Genomic DNA, 13,045 nt, shown 5'->3' with positions numbered 1-13,045 from the left:
TCGCGGGCCATTCACATCGCAGGTCATCCAGTTTTTACGCGTGGCGCGTCGCGGGCCGATACTCGACGCCCGGCAGCACGCACAGCAATTCATATGCAAGATTTGCCCCGAGCAGCGCGGTCGTGCCGAACGGATCGTACGGCGGTGCCACTTCCACCAGATCGCAGCCGACGATGTTCAGCCCATGCGAGCCGCGGATGATCTCGAGCGCCTGCGGCACCGTCAGCCCCGCGATTTCCGGCGTGCCCGTGCCCGGCGCGAACGCCGGATCGATACCGTCGATATCGAACGTGATGTACACCGGGCCGTCGCCCATCCGCTCGCGCACGCGCGACATCAGCGGCGCCAGCGACTGGTTCCAGCATGCTTCGGCCTGCACGACTTCGAAGCCCTGATCGCGGCACCAGTCGAAGTCTTCCGCCGCGTAGCCGGTACCGCGCAGGCCGATCTGCACGACGCGCGAGGTATCCAGCAGCCCCTCTTCCACCGCGCGACGGAACGGCGTGCCGTGGGCGATCTTCTCGCCCATCATCGTGTCGTTGACGTCCGCGTGGGCGTCGACGTGAATCAGACCGACCTTGCCGTACTTGCGGTGGATCGCGCGCAGGATCGGCAGCGCGATCGTGTGATCGCCGCCCAGCGTGACCGGTTTCGCACCGTGCTGAAGGATCTCGTCGTAGGCAGTCTCGATGCGCGCAATCGAGTCGAGCAGGTTGTACGGGTTGATCGCCACGTCGCCGATATCCGCGACGCGCAGCGAATCGAACGGCGCCGCGCGCGTCGCCATGTTGTACGGGCGAAGCAGCACCGATTCCGAGCGGATCTGGCGCGGGCCGAAACGCGCGCCCGTCCGGTTCGACGTCCCGAGATCGAACGGCACGCCGACGAAGCACGCGTCCAGTCCCTCTGCCGATTCGACATACGGCAGCCGCATCATCGTCGTGATGCCGCCGCAGCGGGCCATCTGGTTGCCCGAAAGCGGTTGCGGATGCTCCGCGTTGGCGTCGGGGAAAACGAAGGCTGAAGGTTTCATCGTGGCTCGCCCATGAAAGAGATGCAAATCGTGCGGAGATGATCGGGTTTACATAGGGTAATCCCGATCAACCCGGAACCCATTTGAATTCTCATTCTTGTACATTTTTAACGAAGATGAAATGCGAATGGAATAACCTTCACATTCATTGGTATCGATGTTTCCATCCCGGCCCATCGCACCACACCGCACAACGCCATGTTCTCCCAACTTACCGACCTCGATCTGCGGCTGATCCGCGTGTTTCTGGCAATCGTCGACGCCGGCGGCGTGACGGCCGCGCAGGCGACCCTCAACATCGGCCAGTCGACGATCAGCACCCAGCTCGCCACGCTCGAAACACGTCTGGGTTACCGGCTGTGCGAGCGCGGACGCGGCGGTTTCGCGCTGACCGCGCGCGGCGAGCAGTTCGTCGACGCCGCGCGCACCTTGCTCTCGGCAATGGATACGTTCGGGATGCAGGCGCGCAACGTCGGAAGAAAGCTGGTGGGCACGCTGGGAATCGGCATGATCGGGCACACGCCGGTGTCGGCGAGCGCGCGGATCAGCGAGGCGATCCGCCGCTTTCGCGCGCGCGACGAATCCGTGCGGTTCTCGATCTTCGTGCGCTCGCCGGGCGAGCTGGAAGAACTGCTGCTGAGCGAGCGTATTCAGGTGGGAATCGGCTACTTCTGGCACCGGGTGCCGTCGCTGGAATACACGGAAATCTTCGCCGAAGACCAGCTCGCGTACTGCGCGAAGGATCACCCGCTGTTCGCGAGGGCCGGCGGCATCGACCCGGCCGAAGCCGCGCAGCACGCGTGGGCGTGGCGCAGCTATCCGCTACCCGAAGCCGGAAGCTCGACGGCGGCGCAGAACGTGACGGCGGTGGCCGACAACATGGAGGCGGTCGCGATGCTCGTGCTCTCCGGCTGCCATCTCGGCTATCTGCCGGAGCACTATGCCGCGCCGTATCTGAAGGCGGGTTTGCTCGCCGCGCTGAATCCGCAGGCGATGCGCTACCGCGTCGCGTTCCAGATGGTCACGCGCGCGCGGCAGCACCGTACGGATATCGTCGAGGCGTTCATCGACGACATGAAGGCCGCCCATCCGCCGGCCACGGAAAACGGTGAGAGCGGCGAAAGCGGTAAGGATGAAACGGACGGAAACGCTTAACCGTTGATCACATCCGCGCCCTTCGGCACGGTGAACTTGAACTGGTTCGGCGTGAGCGGCGGATTCTTCTGGATATTCGAGAACGTCAGCAGCGTGACGTTACCGAACACGTCGTGCAGTTCCATCGCTTCCAGATTGCCGTCGCGAAAACCGATGCCGACGCGCTGAAACTGCGTGTCCTTCGATTTCGGCGTGAGTTCGAGCCAGTCGATGCCATCCTTCACGCCCGCGTCGCGCAGCGTGAAGTTCTTGTCGAGATCGTTGCTGCCGAACAGGATCGCCGCCGGACTCGCGCCGAGCGCGCCGCCCAGCGTGCGCACCGTGACCTGGTTCAGGTCCTTGTCGTAGACGTAAAGCTTGTCGCCGTCGGCCTGCAGCACCTGCTCATACGGTTTCTCGTACGACCAGATAAATTTGCCGGGTCGCGCGAACAGGAACGTGCCGCTCGACGTGCCACCCGACTTCGACATCGTCGGGAGCGCGCCGCTCGCACCCTGCGCCGCACTCGGCGCCTTTATTTCGCGCTGCACGAACGTGCCGCGCGCCGCATGCACCTGCGACACAAACGCCTTCAACTGCTCCGTTCCGCTCGCAAACGCCTGCGACGCGAACAGCATCGATGCGCCCACCGCGACACCGCCCACGACGCGAGCCAGCGAACGCGTCGCCTGAAGCAAAGCGGAACGGGAAACACGGGCATTCGGCCCGACTTGTTGCTGCATGTCTTTCTCCATGGAAGGAATTCATCGCCGCGACGGCGACCAGTTTCCGGACTGGCATCGGTGGCACGACGCACGTCATGCGAGCGCCGCTTATTGGTCGTTGCCAGCCGGATCCCGGCCATCGAACCGGCTCAATCGGCCTCGCGCACCGGCACGAGAATCTCGCGATTGCCGTTCGACGACATCGCCGAGACGATGCCCGACTGCTCCATCTGTTCGAGGAGCCGCGCGGCGCGGTTGTAGCCGATGCGCAGATGCCGCTGCACCAGCGAAATCGACGCGCGACGGTTTTTGGTGACGATCTCGACGGCCTGATCGTAAAGCGGGTCCGACTCGCCACCGCCCGCGCCGGTTCCCGCCGCACCGGCGGAACCTTCGTCGCCCTCGCCCAGCACGCCGCCCTCAAGGATGCCTTCGATATAGTTCGGCTCGCCCTGCTCCTTGAGCTTGTCGACGACGCGATGCACTTCTTCGTCCGATACGAACGCGCCATGCACGCGCACCGGCAAACCGCTTCCCGGCGGCAGATACAGCATGTCACCCATGCCGAGCAGCGACTCCGCGCCCTGCTGGTCGAGAATCGTGCGCGAGTCGATCTTCGACGACACCTGGAACGCCATCCGCGTCGGCACGTTGGCCTTGATGAGGCCAGTGATGACGTCGACGGAAGGACGCTGCGTCGCGAGAATCAGGTGAATACCGGCCGCGCGCGCCTTCTGCGCGATCCGCGCGATCAGTTCCTCGACCTTCTTGCCGACCACCATCATCAGGTCGGCGAGTTCGTCGATCACGACGACGATGTTCGGCAGGCGCGTCAGCGGTTCCGCGTCGTCCGGCGTGAGGCTGAACGGATTCGGGATCTTTTCCTCGCGCTTCGTCGCTTCGTCGATCTTGTTGTTGTAGCCGGCGAGGTTACGCACGCCGAGCTTGCTCATCAGCTTGTAGCGGCGCTCCATTTCGGCGACCGCCCAGTTCAGCGCGTGGCCGGCCTGGCGCATATCCGTGACCACCGGACACAGCAGATGCGGAATGCCTTCGTAGACGCTCATTTCGAGCATCTTCGGATCGATCAGGATCATGCGGACCTGGTCGGCGTTCGCCTTGTACAGCAGCGACAGGATCATCGCGTTGATCCCGACCGACTTGCCGGAACCCGTCGTGCCGGCCACCAGCAGGTGAGGCATCTTCGCGAGATCGGCGCACACCGGCTTGCCGCCGATGTCCTTGCCGAGGCCCATCGTGAGCGGCGAGGCCGCGTCCGCATAGACGGCGGAGCCGAGAATCTCGGAGAGCGTCACCGTCTGGCGGCGCTGGTTCGGCAACTCCAGCGCCATGAAATTCTTGCCCGGAATCGTCTCGACCACCCGGATCGACACGAGCGACAGCGAACGCGCCAGATCCTTCGCGAGACCGACGATCTGGCTGCCCTTCACGCCCGTGGCCGGTTCGATTTCGTAACGCGTGACGACCGGGCCCGGATACGCCGCGACCACGCTCACATCGACGCCGAAATCCTTCAGCTTCTTTTCGATGAGCCGCGACGTGAATTCGAGCGTATCGGCGGAAATGGTTTCCTGCATGGCGGGCGCCGGGTCGAGCAGCGAAATCGGCGGCAACGTGGAATCGCCCGGCAGGTCGGTGAAAAGCGGCACCTGGCGCTCTTTCTCGACGCGCTCCGATTTCTCCGGCTTCACCACCGGCGGCACGATCATCACCGGCTCGTGTTCCTCGATGCGCACGCGGCCCTGCTCCACCTTGCCTTCGCGTTTGACGGCCGCCGCTTCGCCGAGCTTGCGGTCGCGGCCCGCTTCGCGGCGCAGCTTCGCGAACGTCACCGCCGAAATGATCGACTCGCCGACGCGCTCGCACACCGACAGCCACGAAAAACGGAAATACAGCGACAGCCCGATCGCGAGCACGATCAGGAGCGCGAGCGTGCCGCCCGTGAAGCCGAGCGCGTGCGAGACGCCATGCGCGACCGCTTCGCCGATCACGCCGCCCGGCATGTGCTGGCGTGGCAACTGCACCTTGAGCGACCACATGCGCAGCGCTGCGATGCCTTCGCTGGCGAGCAGCACCAGCACGAAGGCAAACGCTTCGGCGAGCCAGCTGTTGTCGCGCGGCGCGTCTTCGTCGATGGCATCGTGCCGGGTGATGCGGCGATAGTTGGCGGAAATGCGCCGCGCGAGCAGGACAACCCACCAGTACGCGGACAAACCGAAGAGGAGCAGCAGGATATCGGACGTCCAGGCGCCGACGCGGCCGGCCCAGTTCGCGATGTGGTCGACCTGCGCGGCGTGGGTCCAGCTGGGATCGCGCCGGGTATAGCTGACGAGCGCCATGAGCAGGAAAACGCCGAGCGCGACCTGCAAGATCCAGCGGATTTCGGTGAAGAGGCGCGACATGCGATGCGGCAATGCCTGCGCGTTCGCGGAATAGGTAGCTTTTGCCATTGATCCTGTAGCGTGTGCGGCCCGGAACGGGTTGCCGGAGACGCCCGGCCACCGTTCATTCGATGCGGCCTATTGTAAACGCACTGTTACGCCCACGGCTGTAAATGACGGTAACCGCCGCCCGCGGCTGTTCACCGGCCGCAACGGCCGGAAAATCGCCGTAGATCGCCCAAATCCGGCAAAAACATCCGGAACACTATCGAACCAATCGCAAAGCTTCATGAAGCGGCGAGAGGCCCCGCCCTTTATAATGCCGGACGAACACCCATCTACTGTTTCGACACAAGTCATCCGGCATCGCACAGGCGAGCCAGACGCTTTTTACGGATTTCGATCATGCCCGCACCCACGAAACACGCCAAGGTTCTGATTCTCGGTTCCGGCCCCGCCGGTTACACCGCCGCTGTCTACGCTGCGCGCGCCAATCTTTCGCCGGTGCTCGTCACGGGTCTGGCCCAGGGCGGCCAGCTGATGACCACGACCGACGTCGAAAACTGGCCCGCCGACGCGAACGGCGTGCAGGGTCCGGAGCTGATGCAGCGCTTTCTGGAGCACGCAGAGCGCTTCAACACCGAAATCATCTTCGATCACATTCACACGGCAAAGCTCGACGAAAAGCCGATTCGCCTGATCGGCGATTCGGGCGAATACACGTGCGACTCGCTGATCATCGCGACCGGCGCGTCGGCGCAGTATCTCGGGCTGCCTTCCGAAGAGCTGTTCATGGGCCGCGGCGTGTCCGCCTGCGCCACGTGCGACGGCTTTTTCTACAAGCAGCAGCACGTTGCCGTCGTCGGCGGCGGCAATACGGCCGTTGAAGAAGCGCTGTATCTGGCCGGCATCGCGCAGAAGGTCACCGTCATCCACCGTCGCGACAAGTTCCGCGCCGAGCCGATCCTGATCGACCGTCTGCTGGAAAAGCAGAAGGAAGGCATCGTCGACATCAAGTGGAACCACATGCTCGACGAAGTGAAAGGCAACGAAGGCGGCGTGAACGGCCTGCGCATCAAGAACACGAAGACCGGCGAAACGACCGACCTCGACCTGCAGGGTCTCTTCGTCGCGATCGGTCACAAGCCGAACACGGACATCTTCGCGGGCCAGCTGGAGATGAAGAACGGCTACATCATCACGAACGGCGGCCTCTCAGGCAATGCGACGGGCACGAGCGTGCCGGGCGTGTTCGCCGCCGGCGACGTGCAGGATCACGTGTACCGTCAGGCCATCACCAGCGCCGGCACGGGCTGCATGGCGGCACTCGATGCGCAGCGTTATCTGGAAACGCTTCATGACGAAGCGATCGGCGAACATGTAATGAGCGCCGAAGCAGACCGGTAAAATAGCGTCAGGGCGCCACCCGACGCAGATCAAGGGCCGCGGCCGCGAGGCACGCGGCCCTTTTTGCATCTGGCGCGTGCCTGCTGGCGTCAATTGCATGTCTGTTGCGAACGCCTCGCGATGCGCCCCGTAGTGGAGGCATCGTACGATGATGACTTAACCGCACCTGCCGCGCGCCATACCGTCATGCCGAAAAATCTGCCCCATCCCAGCGAACCGAAACGCCCCCGTTCCGCCCCTGCCGCCGCGCCGCGTGCGGAGCAGGCGCCGGACGCGTCCAGAAAGCCGCTGCTCGACCCTGCTGCCGGGCTGGCCGGCCTCGGCGCATTGCGCGACGCGTTGAAGGTCGACACGCAAAAGCGCGAGCGGGCGCGTGCCGAAGCCGCGCAGGCGAAGCGCGAGGCCTCCGCCGATGCCGACCTGTTCCGCCGCGAGATCGGATCGGTGGCGCCGCTTGCCGTGCCGCCGCGCGCCACGCTGCCGCGCAACCCGCCGCTTCCGCTGCCCGTGCAGACGAAGCTCGACGAGGAAGCCGTCCTGCACGAAGCGATCTCCGACGAATACGATCCCGAGGTGCTGCTCGAGACCGACGAGACGCTGTCCTACTGCCGGCCGGGCGTGAGCCGGGAAGTCGTGCGCAAGTTAAGGCGCGGTGCGTGGATCGTGCAGGCGCAACTCGATCTGCATGGAATGCGCCGTGAGGAGGCGCGCGAGGCGCTCGCCGAATTCATCCGCGAATCGGTGAAGCGCGGGTTGCGCTGTCTGCGCGTGATTCATGGCAAGGGTCTCGGCTCGGTCGGCAAGGAGCCGGTGCTGAAGGGAAAGGTGCGTGCGTGGCTCGTCCAGAAATCGGAAGTGATCGCGTTCTGTCAGGCACGTCCGCACGACGGCGGCGCGGGCGCGGTGCTCGTGCTGCTGCAGCCGGGCGCCGTGGCCGCCCATCACTATCATCCCGACCAGCTCAAACCATGATGGAGCGTCATTGATGCATCCGAGGCTCACGCTCGCACTCGCCATCATGGAGGCGATCGCGATCATGGCGTATTCAATTTCCGGGTTTATCGAAGCGAGGACGCGCCGTCTCGACGCGGTAGGGACGTTTCTGGTGGCGCTGGCGACTGCGTTCGGCGGCGGGACGATACGAGACGTGCTGCTGGAAAGACGCCCGTTTTACTGGGTCGAGCACCAGAACTACGTGCTGGTGATTTTCGTGATGTCGCTGTTTGCGCCGGTGACGTTTCGGGCAATCTCGCGGGTGATTTCCGAGCGCGTGCTGCTGGTGGCGGACGCGATCGGACTGGGACTCTTCAGCGTCTCGGGAACGTCGCTCGCGCTGGACGCGCAGATGCCGTGGTTCACGTCGGTGATGATGGGTGTGTTGACCGGCGTTTTCGGCGGCGTGATTCGCGACGTGCTGTGTAACGAGGTTCCGTTGATCCTGCGCGATTCGAGGCCTTACGCCACGTGTGCGTTCGTAGGATGCTGGATCTATGTGCTGCTCGACTACATGAACTTCGATACGGTTTATAGCGTGCTGATCGGCACCGCGTTCATTCTCGTCGCACGGCTTGTGACGTTCAAGCTGGATGTGCGGTTGCCGCATTGAGGCAGGCAGGCCCACACCGCGCCCGCATGAGCTGAACCATCCGCCCTTTTGACCAGAAACCAGAAACAAAAAACCCCAATGCGCCCTGGAACGCATCGGGGTTGCACTCACTTCTCGCGAAAAACGTCGAATAGCGACCGTCAGCCGATCAGGCAATCCGCTCTTCATTCGAAGGATCAAACAGAACAGCCTTCGAAACATCGAACAGCAGCGTCGCATTCGTCAGCGGCTGCGGGTTCGAAGCCGGATGCACGCGGCTCACGATCCGCTTGCCGTTAACCTGCGCAAACACCAGCGTATCCGGCCCGGTAGGCTCGATCACATCGACCTTGACTTCGATGGGCTGCAGCTTCCCGCCTTCGACGTTATGCGCGCTGCGCGCGTCGGTAATACGCTCGGGACGCAGGCCCAGAATCACCTCGCGTCCGACGTGCGATTTAACCTTGCCCGAATCGAACGGCAGATTCAGCACGCCACGCGCAACACCCGTATCCAGCTCGATGCCGACACCCGAACCCGCTTCAACCACCTTGCCCTGAATGAAGTTCATCGGCGGCGCGCCGATAAAGCCGGCAACGAACAGGTTCGACGGCGAATCATAGATATCCTGCGGCGCGCCAAACTGCTGCACCACGCCATCCTTCATCACCGCGATCCGGTCGCCCAGCGTCATCGCCTCGATCTGATCGTGCGTCACGTAGACGATCGTCGTGCCCAGACGTTGATGCAGCAGCTTGATTTCCGAGCGCATCTCGATCCGCAGCTTCGCATCCAGGTTCGACAGCGGTTCGTCGAACAGGAACATCACCGGATCGCGCGCCAGCGCACGCCCCATTGCCACGCGCTGACGCTGGCCGCCAGACAGCTGGCCCGGCTTGCGATCCAGCAGGTGCGTGATCTGCAGCGTATTCGCCACGCGCTCGACGATCTGCTTCTGCTCGGTCTTCGGCACCTTGCGGATGTTCAGGCCGAACGAAATGTTCTCGCGCACCGTCATCGACGGATACAGCGCGTACGACTGGAACACCATCGCGATGTCGCGATCTTTCGGCGACAGGTTGTTCACCGTCTTGCCGTCGATCTGGATCTCGCCCTTCGTCACGGTCTCGAGGCCGGCGATCATGTTGAGCAGCGTCGATTTCCCGCAGCCGGAGCCGCCCACCAGAATCAGGAACTGGCCGTCTTCGATGTCGATGTCGACACCCTTCAGAACCGGCACCCCGTTCGGGTAGGTCTTGTACACGTCACGGATGGAAAGGCTTGCCATGCTGTGAATCCTCTTGTCTCTGTACTGCGTCCTGTACACCCGCCGGCCGGTCACTATGCCCTGCGCCGGCAGGATGCCCTGTTCGGGCCGCCCGCGCCGCGAAACCACGCGCCGGCGGCATGTATTGAGTCGGGGCGGTCAGCCCTTCACCGCACCTGCCGTCAGACCGCGCACAAAATAGCGGCCGGCGATGATGTAGATGAGCAACGTGGGCAGCGCGGCGATAATCGCGCCGGCCATGTCGACGTTGTATTCCTTCACGCCCGTCGACGTGTTCACGAGGTTGTTCAGCGCCACCGTGATCGGCATCGAATCGACACCGGAGAACACGATACCGAACAGGAAGTCATTCCAGATCTGCGTGAATTGCCAGATCAGGCAGACCATGAAGATCGGCAGCGAAACCGGCAGCAGGATCTTCGTGAAGATCGTGAAGAATCCCGCACCGTCGATGCGCGCCGCCTTCACGAGTTCAGCCGGAATGCTGACGTAGAAGTTGCGGAAGAACATCGTCGTGAACGCGATACCGTAGATCACGTGAACGACCACCAGACCGGTCGTCGTATTCGACAGGCCGAGCATGCCCTCGAAACGCGCCATCGGCAGCAGGATCGCCTGGAACGGAATGAAACAGCCGACCAGCAGCATCGTGAAGATCGGATCCGCGCCACGGAAGCGCCAGTGCGTCAGCACATAACCATTGAACGCGCCGATGATCGACGAGATCAGCACGGCCGGAATCACCATGCGCACGGAGTTCATGAAGAACGGTTGCATGCCGTCGCATCGCACGCCGGTACACGCGCCGCTCCATGCCTTGATCCAGGGCGCGACCGTCCAGTGCGTGGGCGGCGTGAGCAGGTTGCCGCTGCGCAGCTGGTCGATGTCCTTGAACGACGTCGACAGCATCACGTACAGCGGAAACAGGAAATACAGGGCAAACAGAATCAGGGCCGCGTAAATGACGGCACGGCTGATCGTCATCTTAGGCTGCATTACGCGTGCTCCTCGATTCCAGATACATCAGCGGCACGAGCACGGCGACGACGGCCGCGAGCATCATGATCGACGATGCGGCGCCGACGCCCAGTTGCCCGCGGTTGAACGAAAACGTGTACATGAAAATAGCCGGCAACGACGAAGACGTCCCCGGACCACCGGCCGTCAACGCAACGACGAGGTCGAACGTCTTGATCGTGATGTGGCAGAGAATCAGCAGCACGGAGAAAAACACCGGACGCATGCTCGGAATCACGATCTTGCGGTAGATGGTGGGCAGGCCCGCGCCGTCCATCTGCGCGGCCTTGAAGATTTCGCTATCCACGCCGCGCAAACCGGCGAGGAAGAGCGCCATCACGAAACCGGTGGATTGCCACACGGCCGCCACCACGATGCAGAAAATCGCCTTGTCGGGATCGCCCAGCCAGCCAAACGAGAAGCTCGTCCAGCCCCAGTCGTGGAACACCTTTTCGAGGCCGATGCTCGGCGTCATGATCCATTGCCACGCGGTGCCGGTCACGATGAACGACAGCGCCATCGGGTACAGGAACACGGCGCGCAGCGCGCCTTCGTTGCGGATCTGCTGGTCGAGCAGGATGGCGAGGAAAAGACCGAGACCAATACAGATACCGATGAACGGAATGCCAAACCAGCCGAGGTTGGCGGCCGACGTCCAGAACACGTCGTTCTGGAACAGTTCACGATAGCGGTCGAGACCGACGAAAGCGTAGCTTGGCATCAGTCGCGAATTGGACAGCGACAGATAGCCGGTAACCAGAATAAAACCGTAGACGAACACAAGGCTGATCAGGACGCTGGGTGCGAGCACCAGCTTCGGGATATAGCGATCGGCCAGCGCCGCCATCGGCGACGTGCGGCGGGTGACGGAAGCCGTCTTTTTCCCGTTTCCGCTGATAGAAGCAGTCACTACTCGACTCCTGCTGAAACGATGCCGCCGGTTACGTCACGCACGAAACGCGCGATGCCGGGCAGGCAAAGGTGTGACTCTCGGTGAAGCATTCAAGGCACTCGAACAACGTGCTGCGATGCTGCTGAAAGAACCCGCGGAGGTGTCCGGCACCTGCGTGGACAGGCGCCGGACACGTCACTACGCTTACTTCGCTTACTTCGTCTTTGCTGCCTTCGCGAGCGCTGCCACCGCGGTCTTCGAATCTTCCTGCGAGTTCATGAACTTCGTCACGACGTCCGAGATCGCGCCTGCTGCTGCGTCCGGTTGAGCCATGCCGTGTGCCAGCGAAGGCACATAGCCGCCCGACTTGATCGCAACCTGTTCATCCGCGTACGACTTCTTCGCGCAGTCGTCGAACTTGTCCATCGACACGCCGAGGCGAACCGGGATGGAACCCTTGTACAGGCTGAACTGCTCCTGGAAGCCCGGCGACATGATCGTCTTCGCGAGCGCGAGCTGACCCGGCGTGGCCGACTTCTGGCCCTTCTGCTGGAAGAACACGAACGAGTCGACGTTGAACGTGTACGCCTTTTCCGTACCCGGCACGGCGGCGCAAACGTAGTCGACACCCGACTTCTTGCCGGCGTTGGCGAATTCGCCCTTCGCCCAGTCGCCCATGAACTGCATGCCGGCCTTGCCGTTGATGACCATCGCCGTTGCCAGGTTCCAGTCACGGCCCGTGCGGCCCGCGTCGAAGTAGCCCTGGATCTTGCGAACCGTGTCGAACACGCTAAGCATCTTGTCCGAGGTGAGCGTCTTCTCGTCGAGATCGACCAGCGCCTTCTTGTAGAAGTCCGCGCCCTGCGACAGCACGACGTCTTCCCACAGCGTCAGGTCCTGCCACGGCTGGCCACCCATTGCGATCGGCTGGATGCCGGCGGCCTTCATCTTGTCGGCCAGCGCGAAGAACTCGGGCCACGTGGTCGGCGCCTTGCCGCCGGCCTTGTCCAGTGCGGCCTTGTTGATGTACAGCCAGTTCACGCGATGCACCGAGAACGGCGCGGCCACGTAATGACCGTCAGCGTGCATGATCTTGTCGATTTCCGGCGGCAGGTTCTTCTTCCAGTCGCCAGCCGACGCGTCGATCGGCACCAGCACGCCCTGGGCTGCCCATTCCTGGATCAGCGGGCCCTTGATCTGGGCGGCGCTCGGCGCGTTACCCGAAATCACCTGCGTCTTGAGTGCCGTCATGGCAGCCGCACCCGCGCCGCCAGCAACCGCGAAGTCCTTCCACGTGTAACCTTCCTTCGTCATGTCGTCCTTCAGGACGCCCACGGCTTTCGATTCGCCGCCCGACGTCCACCAGTGCAGGACTTCGATCGACTCGGCCGCCTGAACTGCCGACACGCCACACAACAGACCTGCGGCGCACAGAGCGCCCATGATCGCGCGAAATTTCATTGCTTATCTCCTCCAGACACCTGAACAAAAAACGAATGCCCCTGCAAGAACAGGGTGCGGTGGTTTGGTCAAACAGGCAAAACCGGGCGGTCGAACGTCGG

General features: G+C 63.0%; 11 protein-coding genes. 4 read left to right on the top strand and 7 right to left on the bottom strand.

Features of this window, described 5'->3' with window-relative positions; translation table 11 throughout:
- Window positions 1-34 precede the first annotated feature (34 nt).
- Window positions 35-1,033: an agmatinase gene (gene speB, locus BLV45_RS02930; protein ID WP_090528723.1), complete on the bottom strand. Its 999-nt coding sequence runs from the start codon at window positions 1,031-1,033 to the stop codon at window positions 35-37.
- Window positions 1,034-1,231: 198 nt separating this feature from the next.
- On the opposite strand from speB, the gene BLV45_RS02925 reads away from it, so the two are divergent.
- Window positions 1,232-2,188 carry a LysR family transcriptional regulator gene (locus BLV45_RS02925; protein WP_090528720.1) on the top strand — a complete coding sequence of 319 codons (957 nt, stop codon included), beginning with the start codon at window positions 1,232-1,234 and terminating at the stop codon, window positions 2,186-2,188.
- Here BLV45_RS02925 and lolA read toward each other — a convergent pair.
- Together lolA and BLV45_RS02915 are read right to left on the bottom strand one after the other, a co-directional pair.
- Entirely contained in the window at window positions 2,185-2,910 is a 726-nt protein-coding gene (gene lolA, locus BLV45_RS02920; RefSeq protein WP_090528717.1) for an outer membrane lipoprotein chaperone LolA, read from the bottom strand. The two genes, BLV45_RS02925 and lolA, sit on opposite strands and share 4 nt — an antisense overlap.
- 131 nt (window positions 2,911-3,041) lie before the next feature.
- Window positions 3,042-5,363, bottom strand: a complete 2,322-nt coding sequence (locus BLV45_RS02915; protein ID WP_090528714.1) for a DNA translocase FtsK — start codon at window positions 5,361-5,363, stop codon at window positions 3,042-3,044.
- 336 nt (window positions 5,364-5,699) lie between these two features.
- On the opposite strand from BLV45_RS02915, the gene trxB reads away from it, so the two are divergent.
- From trxB to BLV45_RS02900, 3 genes are all read left to right on the top strand, one after another.
- Window positions 5,700-6,701, top strand: a complete 1,002-nt coding sequence (trxB, locus tag BLV45_RS02910) for a thioredoxin-disulfide reductase (RefSeq protein ID WP_090528711.1) — start codon at window positions 5,700-5,702, stop codon at window positions 6,699-6,701.
- 186 nt (window positions 6,702-6,887) lie between these two features.
- Entirely contained in the window at window positions 6,888-7,673 is a 786-nt protein-coding gene (locus BLV45_RS02905) for a Smr/MutS family protein (RefSeq protein ID WP_090528708.1), read from the top strand.
- A gap of 13 nt (window positions 7,674-7,686) precedes the next feature.
- A complete protein-coding gene (locus BLV45_RS02900) occupies window positions 7,687-8,307 on the top strand; it encodes a trimeric intracellular cation channel family protein (RefSeq protein WP_090528705.1) in 621 nt (206 codons plus the stop codon).
- Window positions 8,308-8,455: 148 nt separating this feature from the next.
- Here BLV45_RS02900 and BLV45_RS02895 read toward each other — a convergent pair whose 3' ends face one another.
- From BLV45_RS02895 to BLV45_RS02880, 4 genes are all read right to left on the bottom strand, one after another.
- Window positions 8,456-9,574, bottom strand: a complete 1,119-nt coding sequence (locus tag BLV45_RS02895; RefSeq protein WP_090528702.1) for an ABC transporter ATP-binding protein — start codon at window positions 9,572-9,574, stop codon at window positions 8,456-8,458.
- A 138-nt stretch (window positions 9,575-9,712) separates the two neighbouring features.
- Window positions 9,713-10,570, bottom strand: a complete 858-nt coding sequence (locus tag BLV45_RS02890; protein ID WP_090528698.1) for a carbohydrate ABC transporter permease — start codon at window positions 10,568-10,570, stop codon at window positions 9,713-9,715.
- Window positions 10,560-11,501, bottom strand: a complete 942-nt coding sequence (locus tag BLV45_RS02885; RefSeq protein ID WP_090528695.1) for a carbohydrate ABC transporter permease — start codon at window positions 11,499-11,501, stop codon at window positions 10,560-10,562. Before BLV45_RS02885 ends, BLV45_RS02890 begins: the two co-directional genes overlap by 11 nt.
- A 195-nt stretch (window positions 11,502-11,696) precedes the next feature.
- Window positions 11,697-12,944: an ABC transporter substrate-binding protein gene (locus tag BLV45_RS02880; protein WP_090528692.1), complete on the bottom strand. Its 1,248-nt coding sequence runs from the start codon at window positions 12,942-12,944 to the stop codon at window positions 11,697-11,699.
- Window positions 12,945-13,045 lie beyond the last annotated feature (101 nt).

It is taken from the genome of Paraburkholderia sartisoli (assembly GCF_900107685.1).
Classification (GTDB): Bacteria; Pseudomonadota; Gammaproteobacteria; order Burkholderiales; family Burkholderiaceae; genus Paraburkholderia; species Paraburkholderia sartisoli.
This window is presented reverse-complemented; position numbering and strand designations above follow the sequence as displayed.

Excerpts from the sequence above, each read along its gene's own strand:
- speB (WP_090528723.1), bottom strand. The coding sequence starts at position 1,033 with ATGAAACCTTCAGCCTTCGTTTTCCCCGACGCCAACGCGGAGCATCCG.
- BLV45_RS02925 (WP_090528720.1), top strand. The coding sequence starts at position 1,232 with ATGTTCTCCCAACTTACCGACCTCGATCTGCGGCTGATCCGCGTGTTT.
- lolA (WP_090528717.1), bottom strand. The coding sequence starts at position 2,910 with ATGCAGCAACAAGTCGGGCCGAATGCCCGTGTTTCCCGTTCCGCTTTG.
- BLV45_RS02915 (WP_090528714.1), bottom strand. The coding sequence starts at position 5,363 with ATGGCAAAAGCTACCTATTCCGCGAACGCGCAGGCATTGCCGCATCGC.
- trxB (WP_090528711.1), top strand. The coding sequence starts at position 5,700 with ATGCCCGCACCCACGAAACACGCCAAGGTTCTGATTCTCGGTTCCGGC.
- BLV45_RS02905 (WP_090528708.1), top strand. The coding sequence starts at position 6,888 with ATGCCGAAAAATCTGCCCCATCCCAGCGAACCGAAACGCCCCCGTTCC.
- BLV45_RS02900 (WP_090528705.1), top strand. The coding sequence starts at position 7,687 with ATGCATCCGAGGCTCACGCTCGCACTCGCCATCATGGAGGCGATCGCG.
- BLV45_RS02895 (WP_090528702.1), bottom strand. The coding sequence starts at position 9,574 with ATGGCAAGCCTTTCCATCCGTGACGTGTACAAGACCTACCCGAACGGG.
- BLV45_RS02890 (WP_090528698.1), bottom strand. The coding sequence starts at position 10,570 with ATGCAGCCTAAGATGACGATCAGCCGTGCCGTCATTTACGCGGCCCTG.
- BLV45_RS02880 (WP_090528692.1), bottom strand. The coding sequence starts at position 12,944 with ATGAAATTTCGCGCGATCATGGGCGCTCTGTGCGCCGCAGGTCTGTTG.